Below are 21,052 nucleotides of genomic sequence, written 5' to 3'. Positions count from 1 at the left end.
GGGCGTTGTCCACAGTTGGGGTTTCGTCCACAGCTACGGTGTCGTGCGGTGTGGTGTTGGGCTGTGTTGTCGGGGTTGGTTTTTAGCGTCGGGGTATGGCATTAGCTCTGAGTGCGGTAGCGGCGCGGGAGCAGATCTGCGCGGCGTTAGATGCCATTGATGCCGCCCAGGAGGTGTTGCGAGAGCCGTCTTCGGATCTGGTGGGCAATGACTTTCGGGTTGAGGTCGCCGACCGATTGGAGACTCAGGAGCGCGTCAATCGCGGGCTGATGTACCGGATCTTCGGTGATTTGGCTGACCCGCCCGACGGTCAGGGCTCGATCGCTGCGGTACGCGATGCGCTGTGGAAGCGGTTGCGCATCACCCCGGGTGAGATCACCCGCCGCTGCCGGCTGGCCGCCCGCATACAGCACCGCCGCTCCTTGACCGGCGCCGAGATCCCCCCGGAGTTACCCGCCTTGGCGCAGGCGGTGCAGGCCGGTGCGATCGGAGACGACCACATCCGGGCGATCTGCCACGCCGTCGACGTCCTGCCGGCCTCGGTGCCCCCGGCCGAGGTCGCCACGGCCGAAGCCGCCCTGGTCACCCACGCCACCCGCCTCGATGCAGCCGTCGTGGTCAAACTCGGGCAGCGCATCGCCGATCACCTCAACCCCGACGGGCTGTTCAGCGACGAGGACCGGGCACGGCGGCGTGCCCTGGTGCTGGGCCGCCAACGCCCCGACGGCATGTCGAAACTGTCCGGGCTCCTAGACCCCCAGGCGCGGGCCTACTTCGAAGCGATCGCGGCCGCGGTGCGGCCCGGCCGCCACCGGCCCCACCCTGCCCAGGGCCGCGATGAGCGCACCGATGCCCAGCGCCGCCATGATGGCTTCAGCCTGGCGATGGTGACCGCGATCTCCTCGCAGGGCTTGGACACTCATCGGGGGCATCCGGTCACCGTCGTGGTCACCACCACGTTGGCCGAACTCGACCAAGTCGCCCACGCGGCATGCGATCCCTCGATCCCCATGCCCGCGCCGGCAACCACCGGCGGCGGGTCGCGGCTGCCGATGCGCGATCTGATCCGCATGGCCGGCCAGGCGATTCACTACCTGGCCGTCTTCGACGATCACCTGAAACGACCGCTGTACCTCGGCCAGCAAAAACGGGTGGCCACCGCCGAGCAACGCCTGATCTGCTACGCCCGCGACCGCGGCTGCACCAGACCGAATTGTTTGGAGCCGGGCTATCACTGTGAGGTCCATCACTGCGATCCCTGGGCCAAGGGTGGCCGCACCGATGCCGACAAGCTCTACTTCGCCTGCGGGCCCGACCACACCGACGCCACCGAAGGCCGCCAACAGACCATCGTCACCGAAACCTGCCGCCTGGGCTGGACCAACGGTGCCAGACCACCAGAAATCAACGGGCCGGCGGTGTGCGGGCCCGAAACCGCCTCGCCCGACTGGACTTACCGCTATAACAGAACGTGCAAACGGCAGGGAGTGGGGGCAATATGGGGTTCATCAAACCGTCGGTTCCTGACGTCGATCCCGAAACTTGGCGCACCACCGACTGGGTGACCCGGATCCAGGTCTGCAGCAGGCACTGGGCCGAACAGGGCTTCGGTACCCCCTCCGGGGTCTATCTGATCTACCTGCTCAAGATCGCGGCCTATGCCGCGGGCGCGGCGGCGGTCATCGCGCTGACCCCGGGCCTGGGCGGGCTGGGCCGTATCGCCGAGTGGTGGACGCAGCCCATCGTGTACCAGAAACTCGTCGTCTTCAGCCTGCTGTTCGAGATCCTGGGCCTGGGCTGTGGCTCGGGCCCGCTGACCGCCCGGTTCTGGCCGCCCATCGGTGGCGTCCTATACTGGTTGCGGCCCAACACAATCCGGTTGCCGCCCTGGCCGGGCAAGGTCCCCTTCACCGGCGGCGACACCCGCACCGTGATCGACGTCGCGCTGTATGCGGCCGTGCTGGCCTCCGGCATCCGGGCATTGCTGTCACCGGGGCAGGGCGATCCGGGCCCGGTGGGCCTGCTCTCCCCGATGCTGGTGGTGCCGCTGATCGTCGCGCTGGCTCTGCTGGGCTTGCGGGACAAGACGATCTTTCTGGCCGCCCGCGCCGAGCACTACGGGCTGACCCTGCTGGTCTTCTTCTTTCCCTACGTCGACCAGATGGCCGCGTTCAAACTCATCATCCTCGGGCTGTGGTGGGGCGCGGCCACGTCCAAGCTCAACCACCATTTCCCGTATGTGGTCGCGGTGATGACGAGCAACAACGCCCTGCTGCGTTCGAAGATATTCACCCCGGTCAAGCACCTGATGTACCGGGATCACGTCAACGACTTGCGCCCCACCCGGATACCGCAGTTGATGGCTCACGTCGGCGGCACCACAGCCGAATTCGTGGTGCCGGCGCTGCTGGTACTCGTCGCGGGAGATCACCCGTGGCGGTGGATCCTGATCGCGTTCATGGTGATCTTCCACCTCAACATCCTTTCCAACCTCCCGATGGGAGTCCCGTTGGAATGGAACGTGTTCTTTCTCTTCTCGCTGTTCTTCCTGTTCGGCCATCATTCCGAGATCAGCGTCTACGACCTGCGGTCGCCGCTGTTGATGGCCATCCTGCTCGCCGGGCTGGTTGTCCTGCCGATCGCGGGAAACATGTTCCCGCAGCAGATTTCGTTCCTTCCGGCGATGCGGTACTACGCCGGGAACTGGGCGGCCAGCTTCTGGTGCTTTCGCGCCGGTGCCGAGGACACCGTGGAGGGCAACATCGTCAAGAGCTCGACACTGGTCATCAACCAGTTGGCGAGGATCTACGGCCAGTCGACCGCCGATGTGGTCGCCGACAAGGTTCCGTGGGCATTTCGGGCCATGCACTTGCACGGCCGGGCCCTGACCGGGCTGCTGCCCCGGGCGTTGGGCAAGGCCAACGTGGCCGACTACAACATCCGCGACGGCGAGATCATCGCCGGTCCGCTGATCGGGTGGAACTTCGGGGAAGGCCACCTGCACAACGAGCAGCTGCTCGCGGCGGTGCAGCGGCGCTGTCACTTCGAAGACGGAGACCTGCGGGTGATCGTGCTCGAAGGCCAGCCCATTCACCGCAAGGAACAGGCCTATCGGATCGTCGACGCCAAGTCCGGGCTGATCGAAGCCGGTTACGTGGCGGTGGCCGACATGCTCAGCCGCCAGCCGTGGCCCGAACCCGGCAACGAGTTTCCGGTTCGGATCACCGCGCAGTAGGCTCGCCGTCGTCGCCTTACCCGATGACCAGTGGTTTCGATCACGCACTAGGCTGGCGGCGGACACACCAGCAAACAGAGCGACACGAGGAGAGACCAGTGACGGTCCGGGTAGGCGTGAACGGCTTCGGCCGCATCGGGCGGAACTTCTTCAGGGCATTGGACGCCCAGAAAGCCCAGGGCAGCAACACCGACATCGAGATCGTCGCGGTCAACGACCTGACCGACAACGCCAGCCTGGCCCACCTGCTGAAATTCGACTCCATCCTGGGCCGGCTGCCCCACGACGTCAGCCTCGAGGGTGACGACACCATCGTCGTCGGCAACACCAAGATCAAGGCGCTGGAGGTCAAAGAGGGCCCGGCCGCGCTGCCGTGGGGGGACCTGGGCGTCGACGTCGTCGTCGAGTCCACCGGCATCTTCACCAACGCCGCCAAGGCCAAGGGCCACTTGGACGCCGGCGCCAAGAAGGTCATCATCTCCGCGCCGGCCACCGATGAGGACATCACCATCGTGCTCGGTGTCAACGACGACAAGTACGACGGCAGCCAGAACATCATCTCCAACGCCTCGTGCACCACCAACTGCCTCGGCCCGCTGGCCAAGGTGCTCAACGACGAGTTCGGCATCGTCAAGGGCCTGATGACCACCATCCACGCCTACACCCAGGACCAGAACCTGCAGGACGGCCCACACAGCGACCTGCGCCGCGCCCGTGCCGCCGCGATCAACATCGTGCCCACCTCCACCGGCGCCGCCAAGGCGATCGGCCTGGTGCTGCCCGAGCTGAAGGGCAAGCTGGACGGCTACGCGCTGCGGGTGCCGATCCCCACCGGCTCGGTCACCGACCTGACCGCCGAGTTGAGCAAGTCGGCATCGGTTGACGACATCAACGCCGCGATGAAGGCCGCCGCCGAGGGTCCGATGAAGGGTATCCTGAAGTACTACGACGCCCCGATCGTGTCCAGCGACATCGTCACCGACCCGCACTCGTCGCTCTACGACGCCGGGCTGACCAAGGTCATCGACAACCAGGCCAAGGTGGTCTCCTGGTACGACAACGAGTGGGGCTACTCCAACCGACTGGTGGACCTGGTCTCACTCGTCGGCAAGTCGCTGTAAGCGCCGTGGCCCACAAGACGCTGGACGACCTTCTCGCAGAAGGGGTTTCGGGTCGGGGCGTGCTGGTGCGCTCCGACCTGAACGTCCCGCTCGACGACGAGGGAAACATCACCGACGCCGGGCGGATCGCCGCCTCGGTGCCGACGCTGCGCGCCCTGGTCGACGCCGGCGCCAAGGTGGTGGTGACCGCGCATCTGGGCCGGCCCAAGGGGCAACCGGACCCGGCGCTGTCGCTGGCGCCGGTCGCCGCCGCGCTCGGCCAACAGCTGGGCCGGCATGTCCAGCTGGCCGGTGATGTGGTCGGCACCGATGCGCTGGCCCGCGCCGAAGGCCTCACCGACGGCGACGTGCTGCTGCTGGAGAACATCCGCTTCGACCCGCGGGAGACCAGCAAGGACGACAGTGAGCGTCTGGCCCTGGCCCGGGCGCTGGCCGAGCTGGTCGCCGCGCCGGACGGCTCACCGGGGGCGTTCGTCTCCGATGGGTTCGGGGTGGTGCACCGGAAGCAGGCCTCGGTCTACGACGTCGCGACCCTGCTGCCCTCGTATGCCGGGACGCTGGTCGCCGCCGAGATCCAGGTGCTGCAGCAGCTGACCGAGTCGACCGAGCGGCCCTACGCGGTGGTGCTGGGCGGGTCGAAGGTGTCCGACAAGCTGGGCGTGATCAAGTCGCTGGCGACCAAGGCCGACTCCATCGTGATCGGCGGCGGCATGTGCTTCACCTTCCTGGCCGCCCAGGGGCTGCCGGTGGGAACCTCGCTGCTGGAGGCCGACATGGTCGACACGTGCCGGCAACTGCTCGACGACTACGCCGACGTGCTCCGGCTGCCGGTGGACATCGTGGTCGCCGATGAGTTCGACGCTGCCGCGACCGGCGAGGTGGTCGCCGCCGACGCCATCGGAGAGAACAAAATGGGCCTGGACATCGGTCCCGGTTCGGTGGAGCGGTTCGCCGCCCTGCTGTCGAACGCCAAGACCATCTTCTGGAACGGGCCGATGGGCGTGTTCGAGTTCCCGGCGTTCGCCGCCGGCACCAGGGGAGTGGCCGAGGCGATCGCGGCGGCCACGGCCAAGGGCGCGTTCAGCGTCGTCGGCGGCGGGGACTCCGCGGCCGCGGTGCGCGCACTCGGGCTCAACGAGAGCGGGTTCTCGCACATCTCCACCGGGGGCGGGGCGTCGCTGGAATACCTTGAGGGAAAACCACTGCCAGGCCTGCAGGCCCTGGAGACCGGAGGGGTGCAATGAGTCGCAAACCGCTGATCGCCGGCAACTGGAAGATGAACCTCAACCATTTCGAGGCGATCGCGCTGGTGCAGAAGGTGGCGTTCTCGCTGCCGGACAAGTACTACGACAAGGTCGACGTGACGGTGCTGCCGCCGTTCACCGACCTGCGCAGCGTGCAGACCCTGGTCGACGGGGATAAGTTGCGGCTGACCTTCGGCGCCCAAGACCTCTCGCAGCACGACTCGGGCGCCTACACCGGCGAGATCAGCGGGGCGTTCTTGGCCAAGCTGGGGTGCAGCTTCGTCATCGTCGGGCACTCCGAGCGACGCAGCTACCACGGTGAGGACGACGCCCTGGTGGCGGCCAAGGCCGCGGCCGCGCTGAAACACGGCCTGACGCCGATCATCTGTGTCGGCGAGCACCTGGAGATCCGGGAGTCGGGCGGTCACGTCGAATACTGCCTCGATCAGGTGCGCGGATCCCTGGCCGGGCTCAGCGCCGAGCAGATCGGTGCCAGCGTCATCGCCTACGAGCCGGTGTGGGCGATCGGCACAGGTCGGGTCGCCGGTGCTGCCGACGCCCAGGAGGTGTGTGCGGCGGTGCGCGCGGAGTTGGGCAGGCTGGCCTCGCCCAAGATCGCCGACACCGTCCGGGTGCTCTACGGCGGCTCGGTCAACGCCAAGAACATCGGCGAACTCATCGGCCAGCCCGATGTGGACGGCGGTCTGGTCGGCGGGGCGTCGCTGGACGGTGAGCAGTTCGCCACCCTGGCGGCGCTGGCCGCCGGCGGGCCCTTGCCGTGACGCGGCGTGACGAACGGTAGGGTGGCGGCATGATCTTGACGCTGCAGATCCTCTTGGTGATCACCAGCCTGCTGGTGATGTTGCTGGTGCTGTTGCACCGTGCCAAGGGTGGCGGCCTGTCGACCCTGTTCGGCGGTGGCGTGCAGTCCAGCCTGTCCGGCTCCACGGTGGTGGAGAAGAACCTCGACCGGCTGACCTACTTCGTCATCGCCATCTGGCTGGTATCGATCATCGCGGTGGGCCTGCTGATCAAGTACGCCTGACGGCCCACCGCGCCCGAGATTTCAGCCCTCCCGCGCCACGATCACCGGGGTGCGGGCCGCGTGGACCACGGCGTTGCTCACCGAGCCCAGCAACATACCGGCGAAACCGCCCCGGCCGTGACTGCCGACGACCACCAGCTGCGCCGACTTGGAGTGCTCGATGAGGTGCTTGGCCGGGCGGTCGAGCACCAACAGGCGGTGCACCGCCACGTCGGGATAGCGCTCCTGGAAGCCGGCGAGCGCTTCCGCCAGCACCGCCTCGGACCCCGCCTTCAACGCCGCCCACTCCGCATCCGGAAGCTGCAGCGCGGACCCGTCCGCGCCGGCGTGCAGGGCGATCAAGTCCACGCCCCGCCAGGACGCCTCATCGAACGCGATCGCGGTGGCGAGCGCGGACGTCTCGGAACCGTCGATCCCCACGACCACCGGCAGCCGGTTCGGCTGCGCTGCGGTCGGCGCGCGGCCGTGGATGATCGCGACCGGGCAGTGGGCTTGGCGCACCAGCTCCGCGCTGACCGAGCCGAGCAGCATCTCGCCGATCATGCCGAGCCCTCGCGGGCCGAGCACCACCAGCCGCGCCGCTTTGGACAGGTCCACCAGGGCCGCAACCGGAATGCCTTCGATCACCTCGCCGCTGACATCCAGCGGGTGGCCCGCGGTGGCGGGCTCGGCGGCGCGGGCGACGGCGATCGCGTCGGCGATGACCCGCCGTCCCTCGGAGACCCGGTCCTTTTGCAGCGCGGCCCGGCCGGCGGCGGAGACGAACTCCGCCGCGCCGTGGGGCAGTGGCGGTACCGCGTGCACCATGGTCAGGCCGATATTGCGCATCTTGGCCGCGTGGACGGCCCACCGGATGGCGTCATGCGATGCCGGTGACCCGTCGACTCCGACAATGATTCCGGAACCTACGGTGGTAGAAGGCATTTCGATTCCATTCCGGCAACCAGCTCAGCTGGCGGCCTGCACCTTGATGTGTTTTTCCGCCGGAACAGCGGGCTCGGTGACCGCTACGGAAACGGTCAGGATGCCCTTGTCGTAGCTGGCTGTGATGTCGTCCTCGTCGGCGCCCGCCGGCAGCGTGACCGACCGGACGAATGAGCCGTAGGAGAATTCCGAGCGGCCCTTGGCCTCTTTGCTCTCGGTACGCTCGGCCTTGATGGTCAGCTGACCGTCGTGCACGGTGACATCGACGTCCTTGGCCGGGTCGACACCCGGCAGCTCGGCGCGAACCACGTAGTGGCCGTCCTCCATCCGGTCTTCCAGACGGATCAGGTTCCCCTCGACCGCAGGCCACTGCCGGACCCAGGCCGGGAATCCGGTGAACAGCTCCGACGACTCCGGAAACAGCGAGCGCGGTTGCCGCGTTTGCAGATCCTTCATGATTCCTCCCAGTCATCAGTCATTCGGATGCTTCCGATTCCACTCGCCTCGCTACCCGTCGGGCAGGGTAAGAAGTCCCCGACGAATAGGGAGGTTCGTCGTAAATGGGGCCGCGGTCAGAACTCGCAGACCCGATTCAGGCAGCCCCCGGCGAAGGACGTGTCGACGTGCGGCACGCCCGGCTCGGGGGAGGCGAAACTGAGCACCTGCCCTTCCCGGCTGCCGTAGCGGTACACCGTGATTCCCTTGACCTTGGCCCGCCAGGCGCCGCGGTAGATGACGCGCACATCGTCGACGGTTGCGGCAGCGGGCAGGTTCACCGTCTTGGAGACGGCGGCGTCGACATGGCGCTGCACGGCCGCCTGCATCCGTAGATGCCACTCCGGGGCGATCTCGCCGGCCGTCGGAAACGCGGACTGGGTCTCCGCGGGTATCCGGTGGTAGCCGCGGACCCCGCCCCGCTGCGCGATCTCGGTGAACAGCTCATCGTGGTAGAGGCCCCGGTCACGGGTGAGCCGGTCGAAGTAGGGGTTTACCTCCAGCAGGTGGCGGCCCAGGATCGCGCGGGTGTAGGCGATCGCGAACATCGGCTCGATACCGGCGGTGGTGCCGGCAATCAGGGAGATGGTTCCGGTCGGGGCGATCGAGGTGAGCTGCGCGTGGCGCATCGGCACGGTGCCGGCGAACCGGCTGCGGCCGAATGCCGGGAACGCGCCGCGGGTTTCGGCCAGTCGCGCCGATACCGTGTGCGCCGTCCGCTGGATGTGGCCTGCGATCCGCCCGGCCAGCCGGACGCCCTGCGCGCTGTCGTAGGGGATCCCCAGGGTTGCCAGCAGCTCCGCCAAACCCATTACGCCCAGGCCGATCTTGCGGGTCGCCCTGCTGGCCTCGTCGAGTTCGGGAAACGGGTAGGCGTTAACGTCGATCACGTCGTCGAGGAACCGCACCCCCAGCTCGACCACCTCGGTCAGCCGGTCCCAGTCGACCCGCCCCCCGCGGTTCATCTGCGCCAGATTGACCGACCCGAGATTGCAGGATTCGTACGGCAGCAACGGGACCTCGCCGCACGGGTTGGTCGCCTCGATCCGGCCGGCGTCCGGCATGGGGTTGGCACGGTTGATCGCATCGAGGAACAGCAGTCCAGGATCGCCACAGCGGTGAGCGGCCTCGCAGATCGCGCTGAACACCTCGACGGCCGGCACCTCCGAGACGATCCGGCCGGTGCGCGGGTTCACCAGCCGGTGGCGTCCGCCGCGGGCCACCGCACGCATGAATGCGTCGGTGACACCGACCGACAGGTTGAAATGGGACAAGCCGGCCGGTGTTCCGGACTTTGCGGCGATGAAGTCGAAGATGTCGGGGTGCGACACATCCAGCACCGCCATGCAGGCACCGCGGCGCCGTCCACCGAGCTGAACCACCTCGGCGGCGGTGTCGAACAACCGCAGAAACGGCACCGGGCCACTGGCTCTGCCGCCGCTGCCCACCGCCTCGCCGGCCGGCCGCAGCTGACTGAACGCATACCCGGTGCCGCCCCCGGCCTGGTGGATCTCGGCGGTGTGGCCCAGGGTGGTGAAGATCGACCGCAGCGAATCCTCCAGCGGCAGCACGACGCAACCCGACAGCAGGCCCAGCGGGGTGCCGGCGTTCATCAGGGTCGGTGAATTCGGCAGGAACTGCAGACCCCGCAGCAGCGCCGAGAACCGCTCCGTCCACTGCGCCGACGATCCGGCGCGGTAGGCGTCCTCGGCGCCGGCGACGAATGCTGCTACCCGGTCCATCATCTCGCCGGTCGACTCGACGGGCCGGCCTCGGTCGTCGCGCAGCAGATAGCGCTCGCCGAGCACGGTGACCGCGGCCAGACTCAGCTTCAACTCGTCGCGCACCCCGAGCAGTCGTTTGGCCGCCCGCAGCTCGGCGCGCTGCTGACGGAAAATGATGTAGGCGCGGGCGACGTCGTCGAACCCAGCGGCGGAAAGCTGCGTCTCCACCACATCCTGGATCTGTTCGACGGTGACGGGCCGGCCGGGTGCCCGGCGCCCCAGCTCGTCGGCGACGGCTCGGGTCACCTTGGCGGCTACCGCGGTATCGGGGTGGCCGGTCTCGCGGGCCGCTCGTCCGATCGCGGTCTCGATGCGTCCCGGGTCGAACGGCGCCGAACGGCCGTCGCGGCGCTGAACCATGCTGGGCCACCCGGGATCGTGTTGTCGTGCGCCCATGACCTCGAGTATGCGTCGGCACCCCGCGACGACGCTGACGAACGGCCCGGCCGGGCGAGGACTTCGGGCCCTGGCAACGCGCGATGCCCTCGGAGCACAGTGGTGCCGTGCGACGGCGTCCGACCGAGCACGACGGCGGTGATGGCGATGACCGATACGGCAGATGTGCAAAGCTCACGGGCACGGCGACTGTTTCGCGACCGTCGGGAGGCCGGCCGCGTCCTGGCCGACCTTCTGACCGCCTACCGGGGCCGCGACGACGTGATCGTGCTCGGTCTGGCGCGCGGCGGTATCCCGGTCGCCTGGGAGGTCGCCGCCGCCCTCGACGCGCCGCTGGATGCGTTCATCGTGCGCAAGCTCGGGGCGCCCGGCCACGAAGAGTTCGCGGCGGGCGCGCTGGCCAGCGGCGGGCGGATCGTGCTCAACGACGACGTGGTGCGCGGGCTGCGGATCACCCCACAGCAACTGCGCGACATCGCGCAGCGGGAAGGCCGTGAGCTGGCCCGCCGCGAGGCAAACTACCGCGGCGGACGTCCCCCGGTGGAAGTCTCCGGCAAGACGGTCATCCTGGTCGACGACGGGCTGGCCACCGGCGCCAGTATGCTCGCGGCGGTACAGGCGTTGCGGGACTCCGAGCCCGCACACATCGTGATCGCCGCTCCAGCGGCTCCGGAATCGACCTGCCGCGAATTCGCCGGCCTCGTCGACGACGTGGTGTGCGCCACCATGCCCACCCCGTTTCGTGCGGTCGGCGAGTCGTTCTGGGACTTCAGCCAGGTCTCCGATGACGAGGTCCGCACTCTGCTGGCCACCCCGGCCGCCCGCCGGGAGCCGGCGGGCACCCCGGTCGAAGCGATCCGTGCCGCCGCGATCGACGCCCCCGGCGGCGTGCCGCCGCGGGCGGTGTTAGAAGAGCTGATCGGTGACGCCCGCATCGTGCTGATCGGTGAGAGCTCGCACGGCACCCACGAGTTCTACGCGGCCCGCGCGGACATCACCCGATGGCTGATCGAGGAGAAGGGCTTCTGCGCCGTCGCCGCCGAGGCGGACTGGCCGGACGCCTACCGGGTCAGCCGCTACGTCCGAGGCGGGGGCGAGGACACCGACGCCGATGCGGCGCTGAGCGGATTCGAGCGATTTCCGGCGTGGATGTGGCGCAATACCGTGGTCCGCGAATTCGTCGACTGGCTGCACGCCCACAACCAGCGCTGCGGATCGCCCGGTGCGCAAGCCGGCTTCTACGGGCTGGACCTCTACAGCCTGCACAGTTCGATGCAGGCGGTGATCGACTACCTGGAGACGATGGACCCGGCCGCGGCAGCGCGTGCGCGACGCCGCTACGCGTGCTTCGACCACACCGCCGCCGACGACGGTCAGGCCTACGGTTTCGGCGCGGCGTTCGGCGCCGGCCCGTCCTGCGAGCGCGAGGCGATCGAGCAGCTGGTCGAGTTGCAGCGCAACGCACTCAGCTATGCCCGGCGTGACGGGCTGAGCGCGCAGGATGCGCTCTTCGACGCGCTGCAGAACGCGCACACCGTGCACAACGCCGAGGTGTACTACCGCGCGATGTTCAGCGGGCGGGTCACCTCGTGGAACCTGCGGGACCAGCACATGGTGCAGACCCTGAATGCGCTGCTGACCCACCTCGACAACCGCATCGACGCCCCCGCCGCGTCACCGGCCCGAATCGTGGTGTGGGCCCACAACTCCCACGTCGGCGACGCTCGGGCGACCGAGATGTCCGGTGACGGTCAACTCACGCTCGGTCAGCTGGTGCGCCAGCGCTACGGCGACGCGGCGCGCCTGATCGGCTTCAGTACCTACAGCGGCACGGTCACCGCTGCCAGTGAGTGGGGCGGGCCTGCCGAACACAAAGTCGTCCGGCCGGCGCTGAACGGCAGCATCGAAGAACTCTTCCACGCCACCGGCAAAGCGGAGTTCGCAGTGTCGACGCTCGTGCCGACCGCGGCGACCGCCGCGCTCGGAGCCGTCCGGCTGAACCGCGCCATCGGGGTGATCTACCAGCCGGCCACCGAACGGCAGAGCCACTACTTCCACACCAGGCCCGCCGACCAGTTCGACATGATTGTCCATATCGACACCACCCGCGCCCTGGAACCGCTTGAGGTCACGAGCCTTTGGATCTCCGGACAGAATCCGGAAACCTACCCGAGCGGTTTGTAGCCGCTTGCGGCCCGCGGGACCTTCGGCCACCCAGGTGCGGCCCTTTGGCCGTTTGCCACCGGTCCAAGCTGGTAAACACTCAAGGGTATGGAGCCAGCCGCAGCGCCCTTCCTCGACGCCCACGAGACGCACACCGGCGTGGTGATCGTCGCCGGTGATCGGGCCTTCAAGGCCAAGAAGCCCGTCCACACCGATTTTCTGGACTTCCGCACCGTCGAGCAGCGCGAGCAGGCCTGCGCCCGGGAAATCGAACTGAACAGCCGCCTGTCCCCGGACAGCTACTTCGGGATAGCGCACCTGCACCTGCCCGGCGGCGAGCCGCCGGAACCGGTCATCGTGATGCGGCGCTACCACGACGACGACCGGCTGGCATCGATGGTCACGCGCGGCCAACCCGTCGAGCATGTGCTGGACCGCATCGCCGAGGTGGTGGCGCGGTTCCACGCGAAGACCCACCGCGGTCGCCAGATCAGCGAGCAGGGCATGCCCAACGCCATCGCTGCGCGCTGGGACGACAACTTCGCCGCCCTGCAGGCCCATGCCGGCACCGCGGTGGCCACCGATTCGCTGCAGCACGTGCAGGAACTGTCGGGCGAATACCTGGCGGGACGGGCCTGCCTGTTCGCCCGGCGGATCGAGGAGCAGTGCATCGTCGACGGCCATGCCGACCTGCTCGCCGACGACATCTTCTGGGTCGAAAACCGGCCGGTGCTGCTGGACTGTCTGGAGTTCAGCGACGACCTGCGCTACCTGGACCGGATCGACGACATCGCGTTTCTCGCCATGGATCTGGAATTCCTGGGCCGCCCCGACCTGGGCGAGTGCCTGCTGGACCGCTACGCGGCGTACTCCGGCGACGACGCACCGCCGTCACTGCGCGACTTCTACATCGCCTACCGGGCGGTGGTGCGGGCCAAGACCGACTGTGTGCAGCTGACGCAGGGCAAGGCGGGGGCGGCGGAGGCCGCGGCCAACCATCTGGCGCTGGCGGCCCGCCATCTGGAGCGCGGTGCGATCCGGTTCGCCCTGGTCGGCGGCGGACCCGGCACCGGAAAATCCACGCTGGCCCGCGAACTGGCGAAATACCCTGGGACGCGAATGTTCTCGACCGACGACGTGCGTCGGGAACTGCTCGAATCGCAGCGGATCAGTGGTGAGCCCGGCACGCTGGACGCCGGGCTCTACGACCCCGACAACGTCACCGCGGTCTACCAGGAGATGCTGCACCGGGCCAGCCTGGCCCTGGCGGACGGCTATTCGGTCGTCCTGGACGGCACCTGGCGAGACCCACAGCTGCGGGGGCAGGCTCAGAGGCTGGCCGCCGACAAGCATGCGGCGCTGATCGAGATCCGGTGCGCCATCCCGCTCGACGTTGCCGCCGAGCGAATCGCCAACCGCCCCAAAGGCAACTCCGATGCGACTCCGCAGATCGCCGTCGCTTTGGCGGCCCACGACTTCGAGTGGGACAGCGCGCACCGGATCGACACCTCGCAACCTCTCGGCCAGTCGGCGCAGGTAGCCCAGCGACTATGGCGTGCCGCGCCCGGGGGGTAACACACGACGGGCGATGTCGACCCGACTCGAAACCCGCAGTTACGTCCGGGAATTCTCGAACCCTGCTGCTGGAGTCGGCGCTGGCGGATCACTGAGCGCCTCAGCGCACCACCCGGTTGCGCATGGCGTTGAACATGCCGCGCACCGCGTTCTCGGTCGCGGCCAGCGGTGACATCGCGGTCTCGCCGACCTCGACGATGTAGTCGATCCGGCTGACGATGGCCTCCACCGGCTCGATGAGGGCCGCCAGGCGGCGCGCCAGATCGTCGAGGCCGGACATGGTCTGCTCCAGGTGGTCCAGGCCGCTGCCGAGACGTTCGACGGTAGCGTTGAGGCCCTCCAGTGAGTTGTTGAGCTCGTTCATGGTGTTGCCCAGGCCGCCCAGCACATCCTCAAGCTGCCCGACGGTCACGTCGGCGTTCAGCGCCGCCTGCGCCAAGGTCTTGAGCCGCTTGCGTTCCGTGCCGCTACCCGAACTTCTGTCTGCCATGGCGCTCATTATGACGTGGCGGCGCCATCGGTGGGTGCTGGGCGGATCAGGTTCGCGGAAGTTGGGCGGCCGCTGCCGCGTCGAGCAGCCACAGCGTCTCTTCGCGCCCGACCGCCCCGGCCGCGGGAACCGACACCGGGTCCGCACCGCCGATCGCGGCGGCCACCGCCTCGGCCTTGGCCGCCCCGGACACCACCAGCCACACCTGACGGGAGCGGCGAATCGCGGGCAGCGTCAGGGTGATGCGCCGCGGCGGCGGTTTGGGTGAGTCGGGCACCCCGACCACCAGGCGGGTCTCCTCGCGTACCGCGGGGGTATCGGGGAACAGCGAGTTGACGTGGCCCTCGGGGCCCATGCCCAGCAGGTGTACGTCGAAGTCCGGTGCGGGCTGGCCGGGTTCGGCGTTGGCGGCCAGCACCTCCTGGTACGCCTGCGCGGCGGCGTCGAGGTCGTCGCCGCAGTCTCCGTCGCTGGCCGGCATGGCGTGCACGTTGGCGGCCGGGATGTCGATGCGGCCCAGCAGCGCGTCGCGGGCCTGCTTGTCGTTGCGCTCATCATCGTCTGCCGCGACGAACCGGTCGTCGCCGAAGAACAAGTGAACCTTCGTCCAGTCGATCCGGCCGGCGTGCTCGCCGAGGCGCTTCAACAGCGCGATGCCGTTGCCGCCTCCGGTCAGCACGACCAGCGCGCGGCCCCGGGCGGCCAGGGCCGCCTCGATGGCATCGGCCAGGCGGTCGCCGGCAGCGGCGATGAGTTCCTCGGCGTCACGGTAGGTCGCTACGGTCACGAATACTCCACTTCCTCGAGGCCGGTCAGCGCGGAGGCATAGATGGCGTCCGAATCCAGCCGGCGCAGATCCTCAGCCAGACACTCGGCCGTCACCCGGCGCGGCAGCGGCACCAGCGCGTCGGGCCGGCCGGTGCGGGTCAAGGTGGCGGTCACCCCGTCCTGGGGCCGGCTCAGCACCACCGTCTCGCTGTCGCGCACCAGCTCGATCTTGAGCTCACCGACCGCGCGGCGCACCGGCCCGTCGATCCGGCTTGCCAGCCAGCCGGCCAGGATGTCCAGCGCCGGTTCGGTCGCCAGGCCCGACACCAGCGCCGAGCGGACCGGCTCATACGGTGGCTGATCCAACGCCGAGGCCAGCAGCGCCCGCCAGTAGGTGATGCGACTCCACGACAGGTCGGTGTCACCGGCGGTGTAGCCGGTCCGCCGGCTCTTGATCGCCGCCAGGGGATCGGGGGCGTTGGTGGCATCGGTGATGCGGCGCACCGCCAGTGCCCCCAACGGGTCGGCGGCGGGTGCGGCCGGCGCGACGTCGGGCCACCACGCCACCACCGGGATGTCGGGCAGCAGGAATGGCACCACGACCGCGTCGGCGCGCCCGGCGAGCGGGCCGGACAGCCGCAGTACCACCACCTCGCCGGCGCCGGCGTCGCCGAACATCCGCAGCTGGGCGTCCAGGCGGGCGTCGCGGGCATCGATGTCGTCGGTCATCACGACGATCACCCGGCTGGGATGCTCCTGGCTGGCCATGTTGGCCGCCGCGATGGACTCATCGAGCAGCAGGTCGTTGTCGAGGACCACGATCAGGGTCAGGACCCGGCCGGTGGTCGCCGCACCGATCCGCTCCCGCAGCTGGTTGAGTTTCTTGTTGATCGCGGTGGTGGAGGTGTCCGGCAGCTCGACGATCATCGGCGTCGCCCCCCAGCATCGCTCGTCGCTCGCACTGCATCCTCGGCGGCGCGGATCACGGCCGCCGCCATTCCCGGCCGGAGCGCGCCAGCATCTCGAACGAGGACCGCGGGCCCCAGGTGCCGGCCTCATAGGGCTCGGGCCTGCCGTGCTCCGCCCAATTCTCGAGCACCGGATCGAGGATCTCCCAAGACAATTCGACTTCGGCGTTAACCGGGAACAACGACGGCTCACCCAACAGCACGTCCAGGATCAGCCGCTCGTAGGCCTCCGGCGAATCCTCGGAGAACGCCGAACCGTAGGAGAAGTCCATGTTGACGTCGCGGACTTCCATCAGATGCCCGGGCACCTTGGAGCCGAACCGCAGGGTGATCCCCTCGTCGGGTTGCACCCGGATCACCAGGGCGTTCTTGCCCAGCTCATCGGTCATGGTGGCGTCGAACGGCAGGTGCGGGGCACGCTTGAACACCAGCGCGATCTCGGTGACTCGCCGGCCCAGGCGTTTGCCGCTGCGCAGGTAGAACGGCACGCCGGCCCAGCGGCGGGTGTCGACCTCCAAGGTGATGGCCGCATACGTCTCGGTCCGGGAGTCCGCGGCGAACCCCTCCTCCTCGAGCAGGCCGACGACGCGTTCACCGCCCTGCCACCCGGCGGCGTACTGGCCGCGGGAGGTGGTCTCATCCAGGGGCTGCGCCAGCCGGGTGGCGGAGAGCACCTTGATCTTCTCGGCCTGCAACTCGGCGGGGGAGAAGCTGACCGGCTCCTCCATCGCCGTCAGGGCCAGCAACTGCAGCAGGTGGTTCTGGATCACGTCGCGGGCGGCGCCGATGCCGTCGTAGTAGCCGGCCCGTCCGCCCAGGCCGATGTCCTCGGCCATGGTGATCTGCACATGGTCGACGTAGTGCGCGTTCCAGATCGGGTCGAACAGTTGATTGGCGAACCGCAGCGCCAGGATGTTCTGGACGGTCTCCTTTCCCAGGTAGTGGTCGATGCGAAACACCGACTCCTCCGGGAAGACGCTGTTGAGCACGTTGTTGAGCTCGACCGCGCTGGACAGGTCATGACCGAACGGCTTCTCGATCACCACCCGGCTCCAACGGCCCTCCCGCGGGCGGGCCAGTCCGCTGGCGTGCAGCTTCTCGCACACCACCGGGAACGCATTGGGCGGGATCGAGAGGTAGAAGGCGTGATTGCCGCCCGTGCCGCGCTCGGAGTCGAGTTGCTCGAGCGTCTCGGCCAGCCGGGCGAAGGCGGCGTCGTCGTCGAACGTGCCTGTCACAAACCGGAATCCGGCGGCCAACCGGTCCCACACCACCTGACGGAACGGGGTCCGGGCGTGCTGCTTGACGGCCTGGTAGACCACGTCGGCGAAGTCCTCGTCGGCCCAGTCCCGGCGGGCGAAGCCGACCAGCGCGAACGTCGGCGGCAGCAGCCCTCGGTTGGCCAGGTCGTAGATGGCCGGCATCAGTTTGCGCCGGGCCAGGTCGCCGGTGACCCCGAAGATCACCACGCCGCACGGGCCGGCGATCCGGGGCAGGCGCTTATCCCGCTTGTCCCGCAAGGGGTTCTGCCACCCCCCGGCGGTGTTGCGCGCTGCTCCTGCGCCCGCCATCAGATCACTTGGCGGCGTCGAGTTGCGACGCGGTGGCGTCCAGCAGTTCACCCCAGGACGCCTCGAACTTGTCCACCCCTTCTTTCTCCAGGACTTCGAACACATCGGGCAGGTCGATGCCCACGGCCGAGAGCTGATCGAAGACCTGCTGCGAGGCCGCCTCGGTGCCGGCGATGGTGTTACCGCTGATATCGCCGTGGTCGGCCACCGCCTCCAATGTGGGCTCCGGCATGGTGTTGACGGTGTGCGGGGCCACCAATTCGGTGACGTAGAGGGTGTCCGGGTAATCCGGGTTCTTGACGCCGGTCGAGGCCCACAGCGGCCGCTGCACCCGGGCGCCGTCCGCCGCCAACGCCGTGAAACGCTCGCCGGCGAAGACCTCTTCGTAGGCGGCGTAGGCCAACCGGGCATTGGCCACGCCGGCCTTGCCGCGCAGCGCCAGAGCGTCCGCCGAACCGATCTTCTCCAGCCGGCCGTCCACCTCGGTGTCGACCCGGGAGACGAAGAACGAAGCCACCGAATGGATCTTGGACAAGTCGTGCCCGGCGGCCCTGGCCGCTTCCAGGCCGGCCAGGTAGGCGTCCATCACCTCGCGGTGGCGCTCGACGGAGAAGATCAGCGTGACGTTGACCGAGACGCCTTCGGCCAGCACCGCGGTGATGGCCGGCAGGCCGGCCTTGGTGGCCGGAATCTTGATGAACAGGTTCGGCCGGTCGACGATCTTCCACAACTCGACGGCCTGGGCGATGGTCTTGTCGGTGTCATGGGCCAGGCGGGGGTCGACCTCGATCGACACCCGGCCGTCGACGCCGTCGGAGGCCTCCCACGCCTTGGTCAACACGTCGCACCCGTTGCGCACGTCGTCGGTCGTGACGGTGCGGATCACGGAGTCCACGTCGGCGCCGCGAGCGGCCAGCTCGGACAGCTGTGCGTCGTAGGCGTGGCCCTTCTCCAGGGCCTTCTGGAAGATGGTCGGATTGGTGGTCACCCCGACCACACTGCGGGTGGCGACGAGTTCGGCCAGGTTGCCCGACGTCAGGCGGTCCCGGGACAGGTCGTCGAGCCACACCGATACGCCGGCGGCGCTCAGAGCGGCAAGCCTTTCGTTCTGAGTCATGTTGCGCTCCTTCTCAATCGATGTGCGAGTCGGTCGGCCTCAGTTGTTCAGGGTCCGTTCGGCGGCGGCGACGACGGCCTCCGGGGTGAAACCGAACTCACGGAACAGGGTCTGGTAGTCGGCGGATTCGCCGTAGTGCTCGATCGAGACGATTTCCCCGGTGTCTCCCACCAGCTTATGCCAGCACTGGGCGACACCGGCTTCGACCGCGACCCGCGCCGACACCGCGGGCGGCAGCACCGCGTCGCGGTACTCGACCGGCTGCGATTCGAACCACTCCAGACAGGTCATCGACACCACCCGGGCATTGATGTCCTTGTCCGCCAAGAGTTTCTGCGCCTCCACCGCGAGCTGCACCTCCGACCCGGTGGCGATCAGCACCACGTCGGGCAGTGCTGCGTCCTCGTCGGCGCCGCCGAGGACGTAGCCGCCGTGTGCCACGCCCTCGGGGTCGGTGCCCTCCAGGATCGGCAGATTCTGACGGCTCAGGACCATCCCGACCGGACCGCTGTCGGCGCCACGGGCCAGCACGGTGCGCCAGGCGTAGGCGGTCTCATTGGCGTCGGCCGGGCGAACGACCGACAGTCGGGGGATGGCGCGCAGCGCCGCCAGGTGCTCGATCGGCTGATGGGTGGGGCCGTCTTCACCCAGGCCGATCGAGTCGTGGGTCCACACGTAGATCGGGTCGATGTCCATCAGCGCCGCCAACCGCACCGCGGGCCGCATGTAGTCGGAGAACTGCAGGAAGGTGCCGCCGTAGGCGCGGGTCGGTCCGTGCAGGACGATGCCCGACAGGATCGAGCCCATCGCGTGCTCACGGATCCCGAAGTGCAGGGTGCGGCCGTAGGGGTCGGCGGTGTAGTCCTTGGTGGAGATCGACGCCGGGCCGAACGACTTGACGCCGTCCATCGTGGTGTTGTTACTGCCGGCCAGATCGGCTGAGCCGCCCCACAATTCGGGAAGCTTCGGCCCTACCGCCGAGAGCACCTTGCCGGATGCGGCGCGGGTGGCCACCGCCTTGGAGCCGGGCTCCCAGTACGGCAGGTCGGCGTCCCAGCCCTCCGGCAGTTCACCGGCGATCAGCCGGTCCAGCAGTGCCTTGCGTTCCGGCTCCCGGGCCGCCCACGCCTCGAACTGCGACTGCCAGTCGGCGCGAGCCTCCTTGCCGCGGGCCACCAGCCCCCGGGTGTGGGTGATCACGTCCTCGCGGACCTCGAAGGACTTGTCCGGGTCGAACCCGAGAGCCTTCTTGGTGGCGGCCACCTCGTCGTCACCCAGCGCAGCGCCGTGGGCGGCGCCGGTGTTCATCTTCTCGGGGGCCGGGTAGCCGATGATCGTGCGCAGCGAGATGAACGACGGCTTGTCGGTGACGGCCTTCGCCTCGGCGATGGCCTCCTCGATGCCGGTGACGTTCTCGCCGCCCTCGACTTCCTGGACATGCCAGCCGTAGGCCCGGTAGCGGGCGGCGGTGTCCTCGCACAGCGCGATCGCGGTGTCGTCCTCGATGGAGATCTTGTTGTGGTCGTAGAACACGATCAAGTTGCCGAGCTGCTGGACTCCGGCCAGCGAGCACGCCTCACTGGTGACGCCTTCCTGGATGTCACCGTCGGAGGCGATCACGTAGATGTAGTGGTCGAACGGGCTCTCGCCGGGGGCGGCGTCCGGGTCGAACAGTCCGCGTTCGTAGCGGGCGGCCATCGCCATGCCGACGGCGGACGCCAGGCCCTGCCCCAGGGGGCCGGTGGTGATCTCCACCCCCTTGGTGTGGCGGAACTCCGGGTGCCCCGGAGTCTTGGAGCCCCAGGTGCGCAGCGCCTCGATGTCGGAGAGCTCCAGACCGAAACCGCCCAGGTAGAGCTGGATGTAGAGGGTGAGGCTGGAGTGCCCGCAGGACAGCACGAACCGGTCGCGGCCCATCCAGTGCGTGTCGGAGGGATCGTGGCGCATCACCCGCTGGAACAGCGTGTATGCCAGTGGCGCCAGGCTCATCGCGGTACCGGGGTGGCCGTTGCCGACCTTCTGCACCGCATCGGCGGCCAGCACCCGGGCGGTGTCGACGGCAACCGAATCGATCTCGGCCCAGTCGTCGGGGTGGTGCGGTCGGGTAAGGGCGGAGATCTCTGCAGCAGTGGTCACGAACGTGAAGTCCTCATCTT

17 protein-coding genes are annotated in these 21,052 nt (G+C 68.7%); 8 read left to right on the top strand and 9 right to left on the bottom strand.

Annotated elements, in window-relative coordinates; translation table 11 throughout:
* Positions 1-95 precede the first annotated feature (95 nt).
* The 6 genes from BST28_RS01095 (at position 96) to secG (ending at position 6,645) form a co-directional block, all read left to right on the top strand.
* Positions 96-1,565 (top strand): HNH endonuclease signature motif containing protein, encoded by a 1,470-nt coding sequence (locus BST28_RS01095; RefSeq protein ID WP_083079511.1) that lies wholly within the window; start codon positions 96-98, stop codon positions 1,563-1,565.
* The gene (locus tag BST28_RS01090) at positions 1,499-3,235 is read left to right on the top strand and encodes a DUF3556 domain-containing protein (RefSeq protein WP_083079509.1); all 1,737 of its coding nucleotides are present in this window, start codon (positions 1,499-1,501) and stop codon (positions 3,233-3,235) included. The genes BST28_RS01095 and BST28_RS01090 overlap by 67 nt, the downstream gene beginning before the upstream one ends.
* 98 nt (positions 3,236-3,333) lie before the next feature.
* The gene (gap, locus tag BST28_RS01085) at positions 3,334-4,356 is read left to right on the top strand and encodes a type I glyceraldehyde-3-phosphate dehydrogenase (protein WP_019737627.1); all 1,023 of its coding nucleotides are present in this window, start codon (positions 3,334-3,336) and stop codon (positions 4,354-4,356) included.
* Between the two features lie 5 nt (positions 4,357-4,361).
* Positions 4,362-5,600, top strand: a complete 1,239-nt coding sequence (locus BST28_RS01080; protein WP_019737628.1) for a phosphoglycerate kinase — start codon at positions 4,362-4,364, stop codon at positions 5,598-5,600.
* The gene (tpiA, locus tag BST28_RS01075) at positions 5,597-6,382 is read left to right on the top strand and encodes a triose-phosphate isomerase (protein ID WP_019737629.1); all 786 of its coding nucleotides are present in this window, start codon (positions 5,597-5,599) and stop codon (positions 6,380-6,382) included. The genes BST28_RS01080 and tpiA overlap by 4 nt, the downstream gene beginning before the upstream one ends.
* Before the next feature lie 29 nt (positions 6,383-6,411).
* Entirely contained in the window at positions 6,412-6,645 is a 234-nt protein-coding gene (gene secG / locus BST28_RS01070; protein ID WP_013829205.1) for a preprotein translocase subunit SecG, read from the top strand.
* A gap of 21 nt (positions 6,646-6,666) precedes the next feature.
* Here secG and BST28_RS01065 read toward each other — a convergent pair whose 3' ends face one another.
* From BST28_RS01065 to BST28_RS01055, 3 genes are all read right to left on the bottom strand, one after another.
* Complete coding sequence (locus BST28_RS01065) at positions 6,667-7,569, bottom strand: universal stress protein (protein WP_065288803.1); 903 nt, start codon at positions 7,567-7,569, stop codon at positions 6,667-6,669.
* A gap of 24 nt (positions 7,570-7,593) precedes the next feature.
* A complete protein-coding gene (locus tag BST28_RS01060; protein ID WP_083079506.1) occupies positions 7,594-8,025 on the bottom strand; it encodes an Hsp20/alpha crystallin family protein in 432 nt (143 codons plus the stop codon).
* A 116-nt stretch (positions 8,026-8,141) separates the two neighbouring features.
* Entirely contained in the window at positions 8,142-10,244 is a 2,103-nt protein-coding gene (locus tag BST28_RS01055) for an adenosylcobalamin-dependent ribonucleoside-diphosphate reductase (RefSeq protein WP_083079504.1), read from the bottom strand.
* A gap of 141 nt (positions 10,245-10,385) precedes the next feature.
* On the opposite strand from BST28_RS01055, the gene BST28_RS01050 reads away from it, so the two are divergent.
* Positions 10,386-12,428 (top strand): erythromycin esterase family protein, encoded by a 2,043-nt coding sequence (locus tag BST28_RS01050; RefSeq protein ID WP_109560605.1) that lies wholly within the window; start codon positions 10,386-10,388, stop codon positions 12,426-12,428.
* Between the two features lie 87 nt (positions 12,429-12,515).
* Entirely contained in the window at positions 12,516-13,982 is a 1,467-nt protein-coding gene (locus BST28_RS01045) for a bifunctional aminoglycoside phosphotransferase/ATP-binding protein (protein ID WP_019739177.1), read from the top strand.
* A gap of 100 nt (positions 13,983-14,082) precedes the next feature.
* Here BST28_RS01045 and BST28_RS01040 read toward each other — a convergent pair whose 3' ends face one another.
* The 6 genes from BST28_RS01040 to tkt are packed head-to-tail and all read right to left on the bottom strand — an operon-like array spanning position 14,083 to position 21,032.
* Positions 14,083-14,481: a hypothetical protein gene (locus tag BST28_RS01040; protein WP_019739176.1), complete on the bottom strand. Its 399-nt coding sequence runs from the start codon at positions 14,479-14,481 to the stop codon at positions 14,083-14,085.
* Between the two features lie 37 nt (positions 14,482-14,518).
* Positions 14,519-15,259: a 6-phosphogluconolactonase gene (pgl, locus tag BST28_RS01035; protein ID WP_019739175.1), complete on the bottom strand. Its 741-nt coding sequence runs from the start codon at positions 15,257-15,259 to the stop codon at positions 14,519-14,521.
* Positions 15,256-16,167: a glucose-6-phosphate dehydrogenase assembly protein OpcA gene (opcA, locus tag BST28_RS01030; protein WP_065288806.1), complete on the bottom strand. Its 912-nt coding sequence runs from the start codon at positions 16,165-16,167 to the stop codon at positions 15,256-15,258. The genes pgl and opcA overlap by 4 nt, the downstream gene beginning before the upstream one ends.
* 55 nt (positions 16,168-16,222) lie before the next feature.
* Positions 16,223-17,779 carry a glucose-6-phosphate dehydrogenase gene (gene zwf, locus BST28_RS01025; RefSeq protein ID WP_065288807.1) on the bottom strand — a complete coding sequence of 519 codons (1,557 nt, stop codon included), beginning with the start codon at positions 17,777-17,779 and terminating at the stop codon, positions 16,223-16,225.
* Positions 17,780-17,783: 4 nt separating this feature from the next.
* On the bottom strand, positions 17,784-18,896 hold the full coding sequence (gene tal / locus BST28_RS01020; protein ID WP_019737979.1) for a transaldolase: 1,113 nt from the start codon (positions 18,894-18,896) through the stop codon (positions 17,784-17,786).
* A 39-nt stretch (positions 18,897-18,935) separates the two neighbouring features.
* Positions 18,936-21,032, bottom strand: coding sequence for a transketolase (tkt, locus tag BST28_RS01015; RefSeq protein ID WP_019737980.1), 2,097 nt, complete (start codon positions 21,030-21,032; stop codon positions 18,936-18,938).
* Positions 21,033-21,052 lie beyond the last annotated feature (20 nt).

The organism is Mycolicibacter kumamotonensis, assembly GCF_002086285.1.
Classification (GTDB): domain Bacteria; phylum Actinomycetota; class Actinomycetes; order Mycobacteriales; family Mycobacteriaceae; genus Mycobacterium; species Mycobacterium kumamotonense.
This window is presented reverse-complemented; position numbering and strand designations above follow the sequence as displayed.

Bases quoted from the DNA above. Each gene is read 5' to 3' on its own strand.
- BST28_RS01095 (WP_083079511.1), top strand. From the start codon at position 96: ATGGCATTAGCTCTGAGTGCGGTAGCGGCGCGGGAGCAGATCTGCGCG.
- BST28_RS01090 (WP_083079509.1), top strand. From the start codon at position 1,499: ATGGGGTTCATCAAACCGTCGGTTCCTGACGTCGATCCCGAAACTTGG.
- tpiA (WP_019737629.1), top strand. From the start codon at position 5,597: ATGAGTCGCAAACCGCTGATCGCCGGCAACTGGAAGATGAACCTCAAC.
- secG (WP_013829205.1), top strand. From the start codon at position 6,412: ATGATCTTGACGCTGCAGATCCTCTTGGTGATCACCAGCCTGCTGGTG.
- BST28_RS01065 (WP_065288803.1), bottom strand. From the start codon at position 7,569: ATGCCTTCTACCACCGTAGGTTCCGGAATCATTGTCGGAGTCGACGGG.
- BST28_RS01060 (WP_083079506.1), bottom strand. From the start codon at position 8,025: ATGAAGGATCTGCAAACGCGGCAACCGCGCTCGCTGTTTCCGGAGTCG.
- BST28_RS01055 (WP_083079504.1), bottom strand. From the start codon at position 10,244: ATGGGCGCACGACAACACGATCCCGGGTGGCCCAGCATGGTTCAGCGC.
- BST28_RS01050 (WP_109560605.1), top strand. From the start codon at position 10,386: ATGGCGATGACCGATACGGCAGATGTGCAAAGCTCACGGGCACGGCGA.
- BST28_RS01045 (WP_019739177.1), top strand. From the start codon at position 12,516: ATGGAGCCAGCCGCAGCGCCCTTCCTCGACGCCCACGAGACGCACACC.
- BST28_RS01040 (WP_019739176.1), bottom strand. From the start codon at position 14,481: ATGAGCGCCATGGCAGACAGAAGTTCGGGTAGCGGCACGGAACGCAAG.
- opcA (WP_065288806.1), bottom strand. From the start codon at position 16,167: ATGATCGTCGAGCTGCCGGACACCTCCACCACCGCGATCAACAAGAAA.
- zwf (WP_065288807.1), bottom strand. From the start codon at position 17,779: ATGGCGGGCGCAGGAGCAGCGCGCAACACCGCCGGGGGGTGGCAGAAC.
- tal (WP_019737979.1), bottom strand. From the start codon at position 18,896: ATGACTCAGAACGAAAGGCTTGCCGCTCTGAGCGCCGCCGGCGTATCG.